We start from the raw sequence: 15,869 nt of genomic DNA on the forward strand, positions 1-15,869 counted from the left end.
TCAGGCCGGCAGAAACGGGATCGCTTCGGGCGGCGGCGGCGTCCCGGCGACCAGCGCGGCGACGGTCTCGGCCGCGATCGGGGCGAGGAGGATGCCGTTGCGGTAGTGCCCGCTCGCCACGATCAGGTTCTCCAGCGACGGCTCGCGGCCGACGAGCGGTCCACCCGCGGGCGCGCAGGGCCGGATGCCGGCCCACAGCCGCCGGATCGGCCAGCCCGCCGCCTCGGGTACGATCCGCGCGAGGTCGGCGAGCAGCGTCGCGACGCCGGTGGCGGTGACCGCGCGCGCGAAGCCCTGCGGCTCGACGGTGCCGCCGCACCACGCCTCGTCGGGCGGCTGCGGCGTGAGGCAGCCGTCGGCGTGCATGACGACGTGGCGCAGCGCCGCGGGCGGCATCGCCAGCGCGAGCATCTGCCCCGGCACCGGCACGACGCCGACGTCGGGTGCGAGACCGGCGATGCGCGGCGTCCACGCGCCGGCGGCCAGCACCACCGTCCCGGGCGCGACCCAGGTGTCGGTGATGCGTACCCGCGCGACACGGTCGCCCGCCCGCACCGCCGCGTGCACCTCGCCGCCGGGGACGAGCACCGCCCCCCGCTTCCAGGCCGCGGCTGCGAGCGCCGCGACCAGGCGGCCGCTGTGCACCGTGGCGTCGCCGGCGAAGCGGGCGGCGCCGAGCGCGGCGGGCGTCACCCGCGGCTCCGCGGCGCGCAGCGCCGCGGCGATCGAGCCACTCGGCCGCGAAGCCGGCGGCGGCCTGGCGCGACGCCATCGCGCGCAGCGCCGTCGCTTCGAGCGCCGCGCACGCCAGCTGGAGGACGCCGCAGACGCGGAACGCGACGTCGATGCCGGTGTCCGCCTCGAGCGACGCCGCCAGCGCGTCGAGGCGCGCGCGGCTGGCACGGCGCAGGGCGAGACGCGGCCCGTCGTCGTCGCCGCTCGCCGCCGCGAGCACGCCCGCGGCGGCGCCGGACGCCTCGCTGCCGATCGCGCCGCGCTCGGCGAGCAGCACCGACGCCCCCTGCCCCGCCAGGGCGTGCGCGACGGCGCAGCCGATCACGCCGCCGCCGACGACGAGCACGTCGGGCGCCGCGGGCAGGGTCACGGCCGCAGCGCGCTCTCGAGGTGGGGCAGCAGCTCGAGCACGTCGGCGACGACGGTCACGTCGGCCGCCTTGCGAATGGGCGCCTTCGGGCTCTTGTTGACGCCGACGATGGTGCCGGCACGACGCAGCCCGACCATGTGCTCGAGCGTGCCGCCGACGCCGAGCCCGACGTAGAGGCGCGGCGCGACGGCGCGGCCGGTGAGCCCGATCTGGAGCTGGCGCGGCAGCCAGCCGGCGTCGGTGACCTCGCGCGTCGCGGCGACCGCACCGCCGATGCGCGCGGCCAGCGCGCAGATCGCCGGCAGCGCCGTCGGTCCGCCGACGCCCTTGCCGACGCCGAGCACGATCGGCGCCTCGTCGAGATCGGCGTCCGTGCCCGCCGGCAGCGGCGTCGACGCGGCGACGCGGACGCGCGACGCCGGCGTGCCGGCGTCGAGCCGCACGATCTCGGCGCGCCGCGACGGATCGGGCCCCGCCGCGTGCAGCAGGCCGGGACGCACCGTCGCCATGTCGGGGATCGTGCGCGACAGGATCGGCGCCACGACGGTGCCGCCGAACGCCGGCTTCATGGCGCGCACGTTGCCCTCGGGATCGAGCTCGAGGTCGATGGCGTCGCCGGTGAGCCCGAGCCCGAGCCGCGCCGCCACCCGCGGTGCGAGGTCGCGGCCGCGCACCGTCGAGCCGAGCAGCACGAGCCGCGGGCGGCGCGTGCGGATCGCGGTCGCGAGGATCTCGGCGTGTGCGTCGGTGGTGTACGGGTCGAGGGCCTCGTGGTCGGCGACCAAGATGCGATCGGCGCCCGCGGCGGCGAGCGCGGCGGCGTGGGCCGCGCCCGGGCCGATCACGACCGCCTCGACCGGAGCGCCGAGCGCCGTGGCGAGCAGCGCGGCCTTGGTGAGCAGCTCGAACGTGACCGGCCGCACCGCGACCGCATGGCTCTCTACCACGACCCACACCGGCGGCGCGTTGCCCGGCGTGCGCGCGGGCAACGGCTCGCGCGGCGGCGCGGGCGTGAGGGCGCCGAGCGCGTGCAGCCGCTCGCGCAGCCGCGCCGCCAGCTCGGCGACGTCGCCCCCCTCGAGGATATCGCCGGCGCGCGTCACCGCCACCTCTTCCAGCTGCGCCACCCACGTCGGTGAGCCCTCGGCGCCGACCTGGTTCGGCGCCAGCCCGAGGTCGGCGAGGCTGCGCCCGGCGATCGGCTTCTCGGCCGCGGCCTGGCGCTCCACCTTGTTGGGGAAGCGCTCCTCGGCGATGTCCTCGGCGACGGAGATCAGCACCGGCAGCGCGCCGGTGACGAGCTCGAAGCCGTCGTCGGTCTCGCGCTCGGCCTCGAAGGTGCGCGCGACCGGATCGAGCTCGAGGCGACGCACGACGGTGGCCTGCGCCCAGCCGAGCAGCTCCGCCGTCTCGGGCCCCACCTGACCGGTCTCGGCGTCGACGCTCGAGCGGCCGACCAGCACGAGATCGGGCGCCTCGGCGCGGATCGCCGCCGCGAGCGCGCGCGCCGTCGCCAGCGTGTCCGAGCCCGCGAGCGCCGGGTCGCCGACGTGGACGCCGCGGTCGGCGCCGAGCGCGAGGCAGTGCTCCAACGACTCCCGCGCCGCCGGCGGGCCCATCGTCAGCGCGACCACCTCGCCGCCGTGCTTCGCGCGCAGCGCGACCGCCGCGACGAGCGCGCGTACGTCGAAGGCGCTCGCCTCGCCGCGGACGCCGTCGCGCACGAGCCGCTTCGTCTCCGGGTCGAAGCGGAGCTGGGACATGATCGGGACGTGCTTCACGCACACGACGACGCGCATCGCCCGTGGTTTCAGCACATCGCGCCGGGCGCGAAAAGGCGCGTCACTCGGTGAACGGCTCGCCGCGGCGGTAGCGTGCGAGCCGCGTCTCGACGACCTCGGCGACCTCGGGCTCGCCGGCGTCGCGCGCGGCGGCGAGCGCCGCCTCGGCGGTTCGGATCGCTTCGGGGAACCGCCCGGCCGCGGCGTAGGCGGCGGCGAGCGTGTCGAGCGCGTCGGCCGTGGGCGTCTCCCGGGCGAGCCCCTCGGCGAGCTGGACGGCCTCGTCGGGGCGGCGGACGGCGGCATCGGCGCTGGTGGCGAGCACCCAGGCGAGACGGTTCGTCGCCGGCGGCCAGCCGGGCCGCAGCCGCAGCGCCGCCCGCAGCTGCGCGACGCCGCGGGGCGCCTCGCCCTGCGCCAGCAGCACGAGCGCCAGGTTGAAGCGCGCCGACGGCGCTTCGGGGTCGAGCTCGACGGCGCGGGCGAGGTGCGGCGCCGCCTCGGCGAAGCGTTGCTGCCCCGCCAGCTCGGTGCCGAGCGCCACCTCGGCACCCGCGTTTCCCGGCCGCGTCGTGAGCGCGGCCTCCCAGCTCGCGATCGCCAGCTCGGACTCGCCCGCCTGCGACGCGAGCTGCGCCAGCAGGAGATGCGCGTCGGCATACTCCGGCCAGATGCGCACCGCCTCGCGCAGATGCGGCATCGCCTCGAGCGGCCGGCCGTCGGCGACCAGCGCCTCGGCCATGCCGTAGTATGCGTGGTAGTTGTCGCTGGTGACGGCGAGCGTGCGCGCGAGGATCGTCTCGCTGCGCTGCCAGTACGCCGCCTGGCGCGCCGTCAGGACGGCCCAGGCGACGACGACCACGCCGCCCGCGACCGCGAGCGCCGGCCGCGCCCGCCCCAGCTCCGCGGCGCCGAACGCCACCAGGATCGCGAGCCCGAAGAACGGCAGATAGGTGTAGCGGTCGGCCATCGCCTGCTCGCCGACCTGGACGATGCCGATCACCGGCACGAGCGTGCCGACGAACCACAGCCAGCCGACGAGCAGCCAGGGGCGCCGCCGCGCCTGCCACACGACGAGCCCGGTGATCGCGGCGAGCAGGGCCGCCGCCCCCACGACCTGCGCCACGGGAACCGGGATCACGAGCGGATAGATGAGGCCGAGGTCGGCCGGCCAGACGAAGGTCGCGAGGTAGCGCGCGTAGGCGACGGTCGCGTTCGCGAGCCGCGTCGCCATCGGCAGCAGCGACACCTCGGCCACCGCCCCGCCCGCGCGCTGCGCGAGGAACGTCATCACCGCCGACGCCGCCGCCAGCGCGAGCAGCGGCAGCTTCTCCCAGACGAGCCCGGGCAGACGGCGCAGGCCGTCGCCGTCGAGCGCCACGCGGCGCAGCGGCCAGACGTCGAGCAGGAGCAGCACGCACGGCGCGGTCACGAGCATCGGCTTCGCCATGAGGCCGACGGCGAGCGCGAGCGCGACCACGAGGTAGCTGGCGATCGAGCGCTTGCGCACCCAGCGCGCGTACGCGCCCACGACCAGGAGGAAGCAGAACGTGCTGACGACGTCCTTGCGCTCGGAGATCCAGGCCACCGACTCGACGTGCGCCGGGTGCAGCGCCAGCACCGCCGCGACGAAGGCGCTCGGCCACACGGCTCCCGTCAGGGCGCGGAAGACGGCGAAGCACAGGACCGTGTTCGCGACGTGCCAGGCGACGTTCACGAGGTGGTGCGCGCCCGGACGGACGCCGAAGAGCGTCACGTCGAGCATGTGCGAGAGCCACGTGACGGGGTGCCAGTTCTGCGCGGCGCCGGTGGTGAGCGCCCACGCGACGCCGTCCGCCGTCAGCCCGCGCCGGACGATCGGGTTGCCGGTGACGTAGAGCGGATCGTCGTAGTTGACGAACTGGAAACCCGCCGTCTGCGCGTAGACCGCGGCGGTGGCCACGACGAGGACGGCGACGATGGCGGGCTCGGGGCGGTGCACGGGCCGCACGAAGGTGCCCCGCGGGACCCGGTGCTGTCGAGAGGCGGCGCGCATTGCCAGCCCGGGGCGCGCCGGCTAAGCGGTCGGCCGGCACCCTCCGATGTCGGCACGCGTCCCCGTCACCGTCCTCACCGGCTTCCTCGGCAGCGGCAAGACCACGCGGCTGAACGCGCTCCTGCGCGCGCCGCACGGCCGGCGCATCGCGGTGGTGGTGAACGAGTTCGGCGAGGTCGGCATCGACGGCGCGCGCGTCGCCGGGGCGAGCGCCTTCGTCGAGCTCGAGAACGGCTGCCTGTGCTGCGCCGTCAACGAGGATCTGGATCGCACCCTGCGCGCGCTGCGTGCCCGCGGCGGCTTCGACCAGCTCGTCGTCGAGACCACCGGCCTCGCCGACCCCTTGCCCGTCACCTGGACGTTCGGGCGCGAGGGCCTCGTCGACTTCTACCGCGTCGACGCGGTCGTCACGGTGGTCGACGCCGTCAACCTGGAGCGCGCGCTCGCCGAGGCCCCCGAGGCTACGCTCCAGATCGAGCGCGCCGACCTCGTCCTCCTGAGCAAGGGCGACCTCGCGCCCGACGGCGGCCGCGCCGCCACCGCGCGCGTCCTCGCGCTGAACCCGTCGGCGCGCCTCGTCCCCGGGCCGCCCGGGGGCATGCCGTGGAACCTAGTCCTCGGCGCCGGCCCATCCGCGCCGGCGCCGGCCGAGGGCGACGCGCACCGGCACGCGTCGTCGTGGGCGACGTGGACCTTCCGCACGGCGGCGACGGTCGCGGAGGGCGCGCTCGAGGAGCTGCTGCTGCGCCTGCCGGCGAGCGTCTTTCGCGTGAAGGGCCTCGTGCGCACGGACGGGCCCTGGGGCTGGACGCAGGTGAACGCGGTGGCGGGCCGGTACGAGCTGGAGCCCGCGGCGCCCGAGCCGGCGCCGGCGGAGAGCGCGCTCGTGTTCATCGGACGCACGCTGGACGCGGCCGAGCTGGCGGCGCGCTGCGCGGCGGTGATGGCTTAGGCGCGCAGCCCGAGCGCCGTGCGCAGGGCGGCGTCGACGCGGACCATGTCGTCGGCCGAGAGCGTTCCCATGTGCTCGACGAGCTGCCGCTTCCAGAAGGTGTAGGGCTCGCCGCACTTCACCACGCTGGCGAGGGGAAGGTTGGCCGCACCGCGGGGAAGCTCCACCTCCCAGTCGAACGGACCGCCGGCTCGCGCCGCGCTCGTCAGGTGCACCACCACGACCTTCGTCCACCGGTCGTTGGCGTTGAAGGCATCGTCGGACACGACGAGGAACGGGCGTCGCTTGCGCTCGCTTCCCGGGGTGGGGGGATTCCCCCAATACACCTCACCTCTTCGCACGCGATGGCTTCCTCGCCTCGGTCCGGTCCGTCGCGGCGATCGCCTGCCACTCGAGGAGCTCGTCGTCGGCCCCGTCGGTGCCGGCAGTGCAGTAGCGGTCGACCTGCTCGCCGAGCCGCTCACGCCAGTGCCGCGCGAGCTTTTCGCTGACGGCCTCGCGCACGAATTCGGATACGGTTCGATACTGCCCTTGCCGCACCAGCGCCTCCACGGCGTCGAGGTCGCCGGCCTCCGCGCTGATCACGGCCTTGCGCTTCCGGACCGCCATGCTCATCGGATCCTAAGATGGTGCACCACTGGAGTCAACCATCTACGTGCACCACAGATGGACACCACTGGCCGCTGCCCGCGCCGCTCGGCTATGACCCCCGCCCGCCATGGCCGACGTCCCGAGCTGCTGGTGCGACGCGCCCGACCCGCGCCCGCTCGCCGCGTGGACGCTGCCGGGCGGCACCGCCGTATCGATGGTGCGCTGTGCGCGCTGCGGCGTGCACGCGCTGCGGCCACCGCCCGACGACGCCGTCCTCGCCCGCGCCTACGCCGCCGACTACTACGGCGCCTCGGCGCGCAAGTTCGTCGGCCCGATCGCGCGCGGCGTCGCCTGGTTCCAGGAGGGGCGCGCGCGCCAGGCGACGCGGCTGCTGCCGCCCGGCGGACGCGTGCTCGACGTCGGCTGCGGCAACGGCGGCTTCCTCGCCGCGCTGGCGCGGCGCGGCTTCCGCGTCGAGGGGACGGAGCGCACCGCCGACGGCGCCGCACGCGTGCCGGAGGGCATCCCGGTGCACGTCGGCGACCTCGTCGACCTCGCGCTTCCGGCCGCGACGTACGACCTCGTAACGCTCTGGCACGTCTTCGAGCACCTGCGCCGGCCCGACGCGGCGCTGGCGCGCATCCGCACGCTGCTGCGTCCCGGCGGCACGCTGCTGATGGCAGTGCCGAACGCCGGGAGCTGGCAGGCGCGGCTGTTCCGGCGGCACTGGTTCCACCACGACCCGCCGCGCCACTTGTGGGCCTTCGATCCGCCGTCGCTGCTGGCGCTGCTCTGCCGGGCGGGCTTCACCGGCCGCGTGCTCGGCACCTGGTCGCTCGAGCAGAACCCCTTCGGGGTCGCGCAGAGCACGCTCAACGCCGCCGGCTTCCCGCGCGACCGCGCCTACGACGTGCTGAAGGGCGTGGCGACGGCCAGCCGCGGCACGCGCGCGCTCGACGCCGTCCTGCTCGCCGCCCTGGCACCGGTGGGCGTGGCACTCTCCGTGGCGGAGTCGATGGTCGGGCGCGGCGGCACGGTGGTAGTGTCGGCACGGCCCGAGGGGGAATGACCAGCTCCGACACAGCCGCGACCACCGGCCCCGCGCCGAAGATCGTGGTCGTGATGCCGGCCTACAACGCCGCGCGCACCGTCCGCGACACGCACGACCGCATCCCGAAGATGGTGCGCGAGGTGATCCTCGTCGACGACCACAGCCAGGACGACACCGTCGCGGTAGCCTCGTCGCTCGGCATCAAGGTGATCCCGCACCCGCACAACGTCGGCTACGGCGGCAACCAGAAGACCTGCTACATGGAGGCGCTCCGCTGTGGCGCCGACGTCGTCGTCATGCTCCACCCCGACGGCCAGTACCCGCCCGAGCTGATCGGCGACCTCGTGCGCCCGATCCTCGAGGGCCACGCCGACATGGTGCTGGGGTCGCGCATGCTGGCGCCCGGCGGCGCCGCGGCGGGCGGCATGCCGCGCTGGAAGCGGGTCGCCAACTGGTTCCTCACGACGTGCGAGAACGCGGCGATGGGGACGCACTTCGCCGAGCTGCACACCGGCTACCGCGCCTACAGCGCCGCCTTCCTGCGTCGCGTGCCGTTCCTGCGCAACTCGAACGACTTCGTCTTCGACACCGAGGTGATCGCGCAGGCGGTGGCGTTCGGGCAGCGCATCGCCGAGGTGCCGGCGGCGTCGCGGTATTTCACCGAGGCGTCGTCGGTGGGGTTCCGGGTGGGGGCGGTGTACGGGGTGAAGACCCTGTGGACGATGGTGAAGTTCGTGGGGTGGCGGACGGGGGTGTGGCGCGTGGGGCTGTTTCGCGGGTGAGGGGGGCGTCAGCCGGCGGCGAGCTTCAAGCCGGCATGCGGAGCGATGCGCGCGAAGATCGCGTCGCGCGAGAGCAGGAGCGCGTCGCGATCGATCGCGCACTGGGCGACGTGGGCGTCGGGCGTGGACACGGAGATGCCGCGTGCCCGCAGGCTGCGACGCAGATCGCCGACCCGCAGCCAATGATCCCGCGGCGTGTCGTGCAACGCGAGATCCGAGAGCACCTCGGTGATCGCGACCCGATCCTGCCGGCGACGAGCCCCGCTCAGCAGCTCCGCGATCACGATCGGCGGCAGCACGACGACGCCGTGCGCGAGCGCGTCCTCCATCGCCGGCACGGGAATGCCCGCGAAGAAGTCGATCCACACCGAGGTGTCAACGACGACGCCGCTCACGCGACGCCTCCAGATCGACGTCGAGGCGGATCTTCCCGCGCAGCGCCATCGCCTTCGCAGCGCCGCGCGCCTGGCGGACCAGCCGGAGCCCCTCGACGAGCGTTTCGGTAATGCCCTTGCGCGTGACCTTCATGGCCTCGGCGAGGAGGTCCTCGGGGAGGTTGGCGGTGATGCGCTTGGCGCCGGCGGCCATACGCCTTCGAGGCTAACGGCGGTACATACGGCGGTCAATACGCGCGTGCGATCCCCTCCGTGGTCGTCAATCCGACTTGGCCTTGAAGCGTGCCCCATCGTTGCGCGTCGCCGCGGAGAATCGAGCCCCCAACACCCACCGATGCTGCTGCGCAGTTGGACGACGAGCCTCGGGTCAGCCGCGAGGGGAAGAGCGGGAAGCATCAATGCACCGCCCTTGCCCTTGACGCTGAGCCTGGGTGCACGGCAGTTCAGCGCGGCAACCGAAGGATGCATGCAGGCCCGCGCGCCGTCGCACGCATCGGTCGAGCATGGGTCGGCATCGGCCGCGCAGGCAGCGCCGGCGGAATCGAACGTGCAGGTCGGCGAGCAACAGTCGCCGTCGACCGTATTGCCGTCGTCGCACTGCTCCGGAGACTCGACCGTACCGTTCCCACACACCGGTGCAGGGTCGCCGAGACAATGCGCGAGGACGAAGTCTGAATCCGGCCCCGTGAAACCGGCGAACCCTGCGACCACGATCCTCCCGTCGGGCTGCAACGCAAGGGAGCGTCCTTCGGCGGCGCCGATCGGGAAGGTGGTGGTCACGAGGCCACCGGCGCCAAACGAGGCATCGGGACGCCGTTGGGTGACGGGCGTGATGCCCGCCCCCGTGACACGCAGATAGAGCGTCCGCAGCGAGCTGCTGCTGGCGAGCGTACGTGGTCGATGCGCGCCGGAACGGGGCTCTTCGGGCCGCCCTTCACCTTCACGAGCTCCAGCTGCTCGAGTAGCGTCGTGGCTTCGACCGCGACGACCTGTGACGCCACCGGCGTGGCGCAGGTGGCATCCGAAAGCAACGAGAACGTGAGCGGCGTGCCCGTAACCGCCGGCGTCTTCAGCGACGAGCACGCGGGGTTCTTCGTCGGCGGCGACAAGGCCGGGATGCTCTTCGGCCGCGAGGCGCGCGGTGCGAAAGGGGCGGTGTGGCGGCGCAGCGACCCCGGTCCGATCGACCGTCGCTACGTGCGCGTCCCGCCGCTGCTCGTGGTCGAGGTCGAGGGTCGCGAGGAGGGCGAGGCGGCGCTGTGCGTGAAGGCGCGGTGGTACTTCGCGCACGGCGTCGGCGTCGTGTGGCTGGTCCTGCCGAGCACGCGCGACGTGCTCGTCCTGCGTCACGGCGGCGAGACGCGGCATGCGGTCGGCGAGCGGCTGCCCGAGGACCCGGAGCTTCCGGGGCTGGCGCCGGCCGTCGAAGGCTTGTTCCGCCAGCTCGCCCCGAGGTGACGGGGCGCCGCGCTACGCCCCGCGATCTTCCGGCGGATCCTCCCCGCGCAGCACCGCGATCAGCGCATCGCGCCATGCCAACGCCATCGCGACGTCGGTGACGAGGTCGTCGGTCGCCGCGGCGGGATCGTCCATCGGACGCGCCAGCCACGCCTCGACGAGATCGCGCGCGGCGTCCGCGGCGACGACAGGCCCGCGACGCCCTGGACGACTTCCTGAGCCTCGACGTCGTGCGCTATCCTCACGACGTCCTGCTCCCTCGCGTCTGGGAGCTGCGGCACGATCGTACGGCGTACGACGCCGCCTACCTCGCCCTGGCCGAGACGCTCGGCGCCCCGCTCCTCACCTGCGACCGCGCCCTCGCCGCGGTTCGCGGCTACGCCGCCGCGGTCGAGGTGGTCTGACCGCTACCGCCCGAGCCGCTCGCGCAGCTCGTCGAGCTCCTCTTCCAGCTCCGCCGTGCGCCGCCCGATGCGAAAGACGTAGAGCGCGATGCCGACGAACACCACCGCGTAGCCCGCGAACAGGTACCAGAAGTTCTTCACGCGGCACTTCCTTCGCGCAGGTCGAGCTGGCGGCGGAGCGCGCCGAGCTCGCTCGACAGCCGCTCCGTACGCATGCGGAGCATGACCAGCCAGGCGGCGAGGAGCAGCATCGACACCGCGCCGACGTAGAGGGTCAGGCGCATGGTCGGGTCGACGAGGCCCGAGGTACCTTCCTTCGTGGTGATGACGGCGGGGTGCATGCCCTGCAGCAGGCGAACCGAGACGCGGATGATCGGGATGTCGAGCACGCCGACGATGCCGAGCACCGCAGCCCAGCGCGCCACCGCCTCGTCCTCGCCGCCGAAGGCGCGCAGGAGGAGATAGCCGGCGTAGATCGCCCACAGGATGACGGTCATCGTGAGGCGCGGGTCCCACGTCCACCACACGCCCCAGATCGGGCGCGCCCAGATCGGGCCGGTGATCATGACCAGCGTACAGAAGAGGACGCCGACCTCGGCCGACGCGAGCGCCAGCCGGTCGGCGCCCGGCGAGCGCTTCCACAGGTACCAGGCGCTGGCGCCGGCGACGGTGAAGAAGCACGCGAACGTCGCCCAGGCCGACGGCACGTGCAGGTAGAAGATGCGCTGCACGTCGCCCATCGAGGCTTCCGTCGGTGCGACCAGCAGCGCGAGGTACAGCGTCGCCACCATGCCCGCCGCGGCGAGGGCCCCGAGGATCGATTCCGCGCGCATCAGTCCCGGACTACCTGCTCGAACAAAAGGATACCAGCCGTGGTGAAGACGACGTCGAACGCCAGCAGCACGGCGAGTGCGTCGTGCGCCGCGTCGAGACCGCCGGCGAGCACCGCCTGCGTCGCCTTCACGCCACCGATCAGCACCGGCACCAGCACGGGCAGCAGCAGGACGGGCAGCATGACCTCGCGTGCCCGTGCGCGCACGGCGATCGCCGCGAACAGCGTCGCCGGCGCGGCGAAGCCGAGGTTGCCGAGCAGCAGCACGACGAGCAGCCCCGGCACGGCGGCGAGGAGGTCGGCGTGCAGCAGCAACGCGGTGAGCGGCACGACGATCGCCTGGAGGACGCTCAACAGGACGAGGTTCGCGAGCAGCTTGCCGAGGTAGATGCCGGCGGGGTCGATCGGCGACGCCAGCAGCGCGGCGAGGCAGTCGTGCTCGCGCTCGAGCACGAAGCCGCGCTGGATGCCGAGGATGCCGGTGAAGACGAACGACACCCAGATCACCGCGGGCGCGAGCGCCGGGGCGGCGTCGGGCGGGGCGTCGTGCGCGACGGCGAAGGTGACGACGAGGAGCACGCCGAGCACGAACAGGCTCGCGAGGCTCTCCTTCGTCCGCCACTCGACGGTGAGGTCCTTCCCGAGGACCGCGAGCGCGCCGCGGATCACGCGCGCGGCCCCACGCCGGCGGCGTGCCAGGCGTCGGCGATGGTCGCCGCGTCGAGCGGGGCGCGCCCGCTCCAGGCGATGCGGCCGCGCGCCAGCAGCACGGCGTGCGTCGCCAGCGCGGCGATGCGCGCCGAGTCGTGCGTGCTCAGCACCACCGCCGTGCCGTCGCGCGCGCAGTCGGCGAGGAGCGCGTCGAGCGTGGCGGCGCCGTGCGGGTCGAGGCCGGTGTAGGGCTCGTCGAGCAGCAGCAGCGACGGGCGATGCAGCAGCGCGCGCGCCAGCGCGAGACGCTGCTGCATGCCGCGCGAGTAGACGCGCACCGGGCGGCGCATCGCCGCCTCGAGGCCCGCCCAGGCGACCAGCTCCGCGATACGGGCGCCAGCGTCGACGAGGCCGTGGACCGAGGCGTGGAACGCGAGGTTCTCCGCCGCGGTGAGGTCCGCATAGCAGCCGCTCTCGTGGCCGACCCAGCCGAGGCGACGCTTCGCCTCCATCGGCCGCCTGGTCGCGTCGACGCCGAAGAGCTCGAGCGTCCCCGCCGTCGGACGCAGCAGCGTCGCGAGCGTGCGCAGGAGCGTGGTCTTGCCGGCGCCGTTCGGCCCGAGCAGGACGACGACGTCGCCGGGTGCGACGGTGAGGTCGACGCCGGCCAGCACCGCGGTGGCGCCGTACGTGCGGCGCAGCCCGGCGGCGCGGACGGCGGGCGCGGCCACCTAGCGGACCGTGGCGCCCGGCGCGATCTCCTCGTCGGGACGCACGAGCGTGAGCTGGCCGTCGTGCGAGGCCGCGAGGAGCATGCCCTGGCTCTCCACCCCGCGCAGCGTCGCCGGGGCCAGATTCGCGACCACGACGACCTGGCGGCCGACGAGCGCCTCGGGCTCGTAGTGCTTGCGGATGCCGGCGACGATCTGGCGCTCCTCGCTGCCGAGGTCGACGCGCAGGACGACGAGGCGATCCGCGTTCGGGTGCGGCTCGGCGGCGCGGATCGTTCCGACCCGCAGCGCGACCTCCTGGAACTGCTCGATGGTGATCACGACCGCTTCTCCTCCCGGTCGAGCGCCGCCATGGCTTCGAGCGCCTGCTGCTCGAACCGGTTGCGCATGGTGGCGAGGTCCTCGTCGGAGAGCTTGCCCATCTGGTAGTCGAGCTCGACCTCCTTGATGGCGGCGAGCGCCGACGACTTCTGCTTCTCCCAGCGCTCGCGCGTGCCCGGCAGCGCCTCGGGCTGGAGGATCTCCGGCGCGCGGAACAGCGGCGCGGCGACGTAGAAGGCGACCAGCAGCACCATGAGGCTGCCGAGGACCAGGGTGGCGGCGGAGGCGGCGTCCATCAGTCGCGATCGAGGTCCTTCAGCTCGCGCGCGAGGCGATCGCGCAGGGCGGGATCGCCGCCCGCGGGCGGCGGCGCGGACGGCGCCACCGGCGTCGGGGCGCCGGCGCGCGCGCGGCGGCGCAGCGTCACGGCGAGGATCGAGCCGGCGACGAAGACGACGAGGAACGGCGTCACCCAGGCGAGCCAGTTGAAGCCGCGGAAGGTGGGCGCCGAGAGGATCTTCTCGCCGAAGCGGGCCTCGAAGGCCGCGAGGATCGCCGGCCCGGTCTCGCCGCGCGCCAGCCGCTCGGCGATCTCCTTCTTGATCGGCTCGCCGGAGCCGCAGTTGAGGTGATTGCAGGAGTGGACGGTGAGCCCGCACCCGCACTGGCAGGTGAGCGCCTCCTCCATCTCCGCCTGCGTGGGACGCTCCGACACCGCCAGCGCCGCCGCTGGGGCGAGCGCGGGCACCGTCGTCGCGAGCAGCACGCAGAGCGCCGCGGCGCGGGCGTTCACTCGGCGGACGCCCCGACCGCGCCCGGCGCCAGCACCCGCACCTCGCGCTCGCGGCCCGACGGCCACACGGCGACGGCGGTGCCGAGCGCCATCACGAGCCCGCCGATCCAGATCCACACCACGAGCGGGTTCACGTAGGCGAGCAGCGTGACCAGCTTGGTCGCGTCGTCGTACGAGCCGAGGACGAGGTAGAGGTCTTCGCGCAGCGTCGAGCGGTTCGCGACCTCGGTCGTCGGCTGCTTGGGCTTCTTGTAGAAGCGCTTCTCGGGGTGCAGCACGTCGATCGGCTTGCCGTCGACCAGCACCGTCACCACGGCGGCGAGCTGCGAGAGGTGCCCGTCCTCCTTCGACTGGACGCCGTCGTAGCGCAGCACGTAGCGGCCGATCGACATCTGCTCGCCGGTATTGAGGGTCTGCTGCTTCTCGAGCCGGAAGGCGCTCGAGCCGGCGATGCCGAAGAAGATCGCCACGATGCCGAGGTGGATGATGTAGCCGCCGTAGCGCCGGCGGTTCTTGCCGACGACGCGCGACAGCGCCCGCGGCGCGCTCTCGTGCAGCAGCGCCTGGCGGGCGCGCATGCCGCGCCAGAACTCCTGCACGACGGTGCCGGTGGCGAAGACGCCGAGCACGAACGTCAGCCACGCGGCGCCGAAGGGCATGCCGGTCGCGAGGAAGAGCACGCCCGTCGCCAGCGCGACGCCGACCGGACCGGCGAACGCCTTCCACAGGTTCTTCGCCGTCGCGCGCCGCCACGCGATCACCGGCCCCACGCCCATGAGGAAGAGCAGCGCGATGCCGAGCGGCGCGTTGACGCGGTTGAAGAACGGCGGCCCCACCGTGATCTTCACGCCGCGCACCCACTCGGACACGACCGGGAAGACCGTGCCCCAGAAGACGGCGAAGGCGATGCCGACGAGGATCAGGTTGTTGAAGAGGAACGCCGCCTCGCGCGACAGGAACGACTCGATGGTGCCGGCGGTGCGCAGCTCCGGCAGCCGATAGGCGACCAGCGCGCCGACGCCGAGCAGGATGACGAGCAGGAAGCCGATGAAGTACGGCCCGAGCCCCGACTGCGTGAACGAGTGCACCGACGAGATCACGCCGCTGCGTGTGAGGAAGGTGCCGAAGATGGTCAGCGTGAAGGTGAGGAGCACGAGGACCATGTTCCAGACGCGGAGCATGTCCTTCTTCTCCTGGATCATCACCGAGTGGAGATACGCGGTGGAGACGAGCCAGGGCATGAAGGCGGCGTTCTCGACCGGGTCCCACGCCCAGTAGCCGCCCCAGCCGAGCACCTCGTAGGCCCACATGGCGCCGAAGAGGTTGCCGAGCGTCAGGAAGAACCACGAGAACAGCGCCCACCGCCGCGTGGTGCGGATCCACTGGTCGCCCAGCCGCCCGGTGATCAGCGCGGCCATCGCGAACGCGAACGGCACCGAGGCGCTGACGTAGCCCGTGTAGAGCGACGGCGGGTGGATCATCATCCAGTAGTTCTGGAGCAGCGGGTTCAGATCGGCGCCCTCGGTGGCGGGCACCGGCAGGCGCTCGAACGGGTCGGTGATGAAGGTGACGAGGCCGAGGAAGAAGGCGGTCACGATCATCAGCGTGGCGGTGACCCACGGCATCAGCTCGCGGTTGCGCGCCCGGTTCTGGACCTCGACGACGGTGGTGAAGAGCGTCAGCACGAAGGCCCAGAAGAGCAGCGAGCCCTTCTGTCCGCCCCACAGCGCCGCGATCTTGTAGTTCGTCGGCAGCGTGCTCGACGAGTACGCGGCGACGTATTCCAGCGAGTAGTCCTGCGCCAGCAGCGCGCGCAGCAGGAGCACCGTGGCGAGCGCGACCAGGCCGAAGGTGGCGTAAGCCGCGTGCTCACCCGAGCGCACGAGATCGCCGCGGCGGCGACGGGCGCCGATCACCGAGAGTCCGATCGAGAAGACGGCGCACAGGAGCGCCAGCGAGATTGCGAGTCGACCGATCTCGGCCATGG

The 15,869-nt window shown here is 73.7% G+C and carries 19 protein-coding genes and 1 pseudogene; 5 read left to right on the forward strand and 15 right to left on the reverse strand.

What is annotated here, in order from left to right; all coding sequences use genetic code 11:
- From KIT14_00375 to KIT14_00385, 3 genes are all read right to left on the reverse strand, one after another.
- Nucleotides 1–903 carry an FAD-dependent oxidoreductase gene (locus tag KIT14_00375; GenBank protein MCW5888984.1) on the reverse strand — a complete coding sequence of 301 codons (903 nt, stop codon included), beginning with the start codon at nucleotides 901–903 and terminating at the stop codon, nucleotides 1–3.
- A 198-nt stretch (nucleotides 904–1,101) separates the two neighbouring features.
- Nucleotides 1,102–2,904: an FAD-binding protein gene (locus KIT14_00380; GenBank protein ID MCW5888985.1), complete on the reverse strand. Its 1,803-nt coding sequence runs from the start codon at nucleotides 2,902–2,904 to the stop codon at nucleotides 1,102–1,104.
- 43 nt (nucleotides 2,905–2,947) lie between these two features.
- On the reverse strand, nucleotides 2,948–4,867 hold the full coding sequence (locus KIT14_00385; protein ID MCW5888986.1) for a tetratricopeptide repeat protein: 1,920 nt from the start codon (nucleotides 4,865–4,867) through the stop codon (nucleotides 2,948–2,950).
- A gap of 100 nt (nucleotides 4,868–4,967) precedes the next feature.
- Between KIT14_00385 and KIT14_00390 the strand changes: the two genes are divergently transcribed.
- Nucleotides 4,968–5,873, forward strand: a complete 906-nt coding sequence (locus KIT14_00390) for a GTP-binding protein (GenBank protein ID MCW5888987.1) — start codon at nucleotides 4,968–4,970, stop codon at nucleotides 5,871–5,873.
- Here KIT14_00390 and KIT14_00395 read toward each other — a convergent pair.
- Together KIT14_00395 and KIT14_00400 are read right to left on the reverse strand one after the other, a co-directional pair.
- On the reverse strand, nucleotides 5,870–6,214 hold the full coding sequence (locus tag KIT14_00395) for a type II toxin-antitoxin system PemK/MazF family toxin (protein ID MCW5888988.1): 345 nt from the start codon (nucleotides 6,212–6,214) through the stop codon (nucleotides 5,870–5,872). The genes KIT14_00390 and KIT14_00395 overlap by 4 nt on opposite strands.
- Nucleotides 6,201–6,482, reverse strand: a complete 282-nt coding sequence (locus KIT14_00400; GenBank protein MCW5888989.1) for a ribbon-helix-helix protein, CopG family — start codon at nucleotides 6,480–6,482, stop codon at nucleotides 6,201–6,203. Before KIT14_00400 ends, KIT14_00395 begins: the two co-directional genes overlap by 14 nt.
- Before the next feature lie 109 nt (nucleotides 6,483–6,591).
- Between KIT14_00400 and KIT14_00405 the strand changes: the two genes are divergently transcribed.
- A complete protein-coding gene (locus tag KIT14_00405) occupies nucleotides 6,592–7,533 on the forward strand; it encodes a class I SAM-dependent methyltransferase (GenBank protein MCW5888990.1) in 942 nt (313 codons plus the stop codon).
- Nucleotides 7,534–7,586: 53 nt separating this feature from the next.
- The gene (locus KIT14_00410; protein ID MCW5888991.1) at nucleotides 7,587–8,297 is read left to right on the forward strand and encodes a glycosyltransferase family 2 protein; all 711 of its coding nucleotides are present in this window, start codon (nucleotides 7,587–7,589) and stop codon (nucleotides 8,295–8,297) included.
- A gap of 8 nt (nucleotides 8,298–8,305) precedes the next feature.
- On the opposite strand, the gene KIT14_00415 is transcribed toward KIT14_00410, so the two are convergent.
- From KIT14_00415 to KIT14_00425, 3 genes are read right to left on the reverse strand one after another with little or no spacing between them, the layout of a single operon-like run.
- Entirely contained in the window at nucleotides 8,306–8,707 is a 402-nt protein-coding gene (locus KIT14_00415; GenBank protein MCW5888992.1) for a PIN domain-containing protein, read from the reverse strand.
- The gene (locus KIT14_00420) at nucleotides 8,673–8,885 is read right to left on the reverse strand and encodes a hypothetical protein (GenBank protein ID MCW5888993.1); all 213 of its coding nucleotides are present in this window, start codon (nucleotides 8,883–8,885) and stop codon (nucleotides 8,673–8,675) included. The genes KIT14_00415 and KIT14_00420 overlap by 35 nt, the downstream gene beginning before the upstream one ends.
- Nucleotides 8,822–9,562 (reverse strand): hypothetical protein, encoded by a 741-nt coding sequence (locus tag KIT14_00425; GenBank protein MCW5888994.1) that lies wholly within the window; start codon nucleotides 9,560–9,562, stop codon nucleotides 8,822–8,824. Before KIT14_00425 ends, KIT14_00420 begins: the two co-directional genes overlap by 64 nt.
- Nucleotides 9,563–9,739: 177 nt before the next feature.
- Here KIT14_00425 and KIT14_00430 point away from each other — a divergent pair, with 177 nt between their 5' ends.
- Both KIT14_00430 and KIT14_00435 read left to right on the forward strand, forming a co-directional pair.
- Nucleotides 9,740–10,150, forward strand: a complete 411-nt coding sequence (locus tag KIT14_00430) for a Uma2 family endonuclease (GenBank protein MCW5888995.1) — start codon at nucleotides 9,740–9,742, stop codon at nucleotides 10,148–10,150.
- Between the two features lie 251 nt (nucleotides 10,151–10,401).
- A pseudogene (locus tag KIT14_00435) lies at nucleotides 10,402–10,554 on the forward strand (VapC toxin family PIN domain ribonuclease).
- A gap of 3 nt (nucleotides 10,555–10,557) precedes the next feature.
- Here the strand turns inward: KIT14_00435 and KIT14_00440 are convergent.
- From KIT14_00440 to KIT14_00470, 7 genes are read right to left on the reverse strand one after another with little or no spacing between them, the layout of a single operon-like run.
- Nucleotides 10,558–10,695, reverse strand: a complete 138-nt coding sequence (locus tag KIT14_00440; GenBank protein ID MCW5888996.1) for a CcmD family protein — start codon at nucleotides 10,693–10,695, stop codon at nucleotides 10,558–10,560.
- A complete protein-coding gene (ccsA, locus tag KIT14_00445) occupies nucleotides 10,692–11,387 on the reverse strand; it encodes a cytochrome c biogenesis protein CcsA (GenBank protein MCW5888997.1) in 696 nt (231 codons plus the stop codon). The genes KIT14_00440 and ccsA overlap by 4 nt, the downstream gene beginning before the upstream one ends.
- Nucleotides 11,387–12,055 (reverse strand): heme exporter protein CcmB, encoded by a 669-nt coding sequence (locus tag KIT14_00450; protein MCW5888998.1) that lies wholly within the window; start codon nucleotides 12,053–12,055, stop codon nucleotides 11,387–11,389. Before KIT14_00450 ends, ccsA begins: the two co-directional genes overlap by 1 nt.
- Nucleotides 12,052–12,768, reverse strand: a complete 717-nt coding sequence (ccmA, locus tag KIT14_00455; GenBank protein ID MCW5888999.1) for a heme ABC exporter ATP-binding protein CcmA — start codon at nucleotides 12,766–12,768, stop codon at nucleotides 12,052–12,054. Before ccmA ends, KIT14_00450 begins: the two co-directional genes overlap by 4 nt.
- On the reverse strand, nucleotides 12,769–13,395 hold the full coding sequence (gene metG / locus KIT14_00460; GenBank protein MCW5889000.1) for a methionine--tRNA ligase subunit beta: 627 nt from the start codon (nucleotides 13,393–13,395) through the stop codon (nucleotides 12,769–12,771).
- Nucleotides 13,385–13,882 carry a cytochrome c-type biogenesis protein CcmH gene (locus KIT14_00465; GenBank protein MCW5889001.1) on the reverse strand — a complete coding sequence of 166 codons (498 nt, stop codon included), beginning with the start codon at nucleotides 13,880–13,882 and terminating at the stop codon, nucleotides 13,385–13,387. Before KIT14_00465 ends, metG begins: the two co-directional genes overlap by 11 nt.
- Nucleotides 13,879–15,867 carry a heme lyase CcmF/NrfE family subunit gene (locus tag KIT14_00470; protein ID MCW5889002.1) on the reverse strand — a complete coding sequence of 663 codons (1,989 nt, stop codon included), beginning with the start codon at nucleotides 15,865–15,867 and terminating at the stop codon, nucleotides 13,879–13,881. The genes KIT14_00465 and KIT14_00470 overlap by 4 nt, the downstream gene beginning before the upstream one ends.
- Between the last annotated feature and the right edge of the window lie 2 nt (nucleotides 15,868–15,869).

This window comes from bacterium (assembly GCA_026129405.1).
Classification (GTDB): domain Bacteria; phylum Desulfobacterota; class Binatia; order DP-6; family DP-6; genus JAHCID01.

What these genes read in the sequence shown, in the direction of transcription:
- KIT14_00380 (MCW5888985.1), bottom strand. Translation starts at nt 2,904, where the DNA reads ATGCGCGTCGTCGTGTGCGTGAAGCACGTCCCGATCATGTCCCAGCTC.
- KIT14_00390 (MCW5888987.1), top strand. Translation starts at nt 4,968, where the DNA reads ATGTCGGCACGCGTCCCCGTCACCGTCCTCACCGGCTTCCTCGGCAGC.
- KIT14_00400 (MCW5888989.1), bottom strand. Translation starts at nt 6,482, where the DNA reads ATGGCGGTCCGGAAGCGCAAGGCCGTGATCAGCGCGGAGGCCGGCGAC.
- KIT14_00405 (MCW5888990.1), top strand. Translation starts at nt 6,592, where the DNA reads ATGGCCGACGTCCCGAGCTGCTGGTGCGACGCGCCCGACCCGCGCCCG.
- KIT14_00410 (MCW5888991.1), top strand. Translation starts at nt 7,587, where the DNA reads ATGCCGGCCTACAACGCCGCGCGCACCGTCCGCGACACGCACGACCGC.
- KIT14_00420 (MCW5888993.1), bottom strand. Translation starts at nt 8,885, where the DNA reads ATGGCCGCCGGCGCCAAGCGCATCACCGCCAACCTCCCCGAGGACCTC.
- ccsA (MCW5888997.1), bottom strand. Translation starts at nt 11,387, where the DNA reads ATGCGCGCGGAATCGATCCTCGGGGCCCTCGCCGCGGCGGGCATGGTG.
- KIT14_00470 (MCW5889002.1), bottom strand. Translation starts at nt 15,867, where the DNA reads ATGGCCGAGATCGGTCGACTCGCAATCTCGCTGGCGCTCCTGTGCGCC.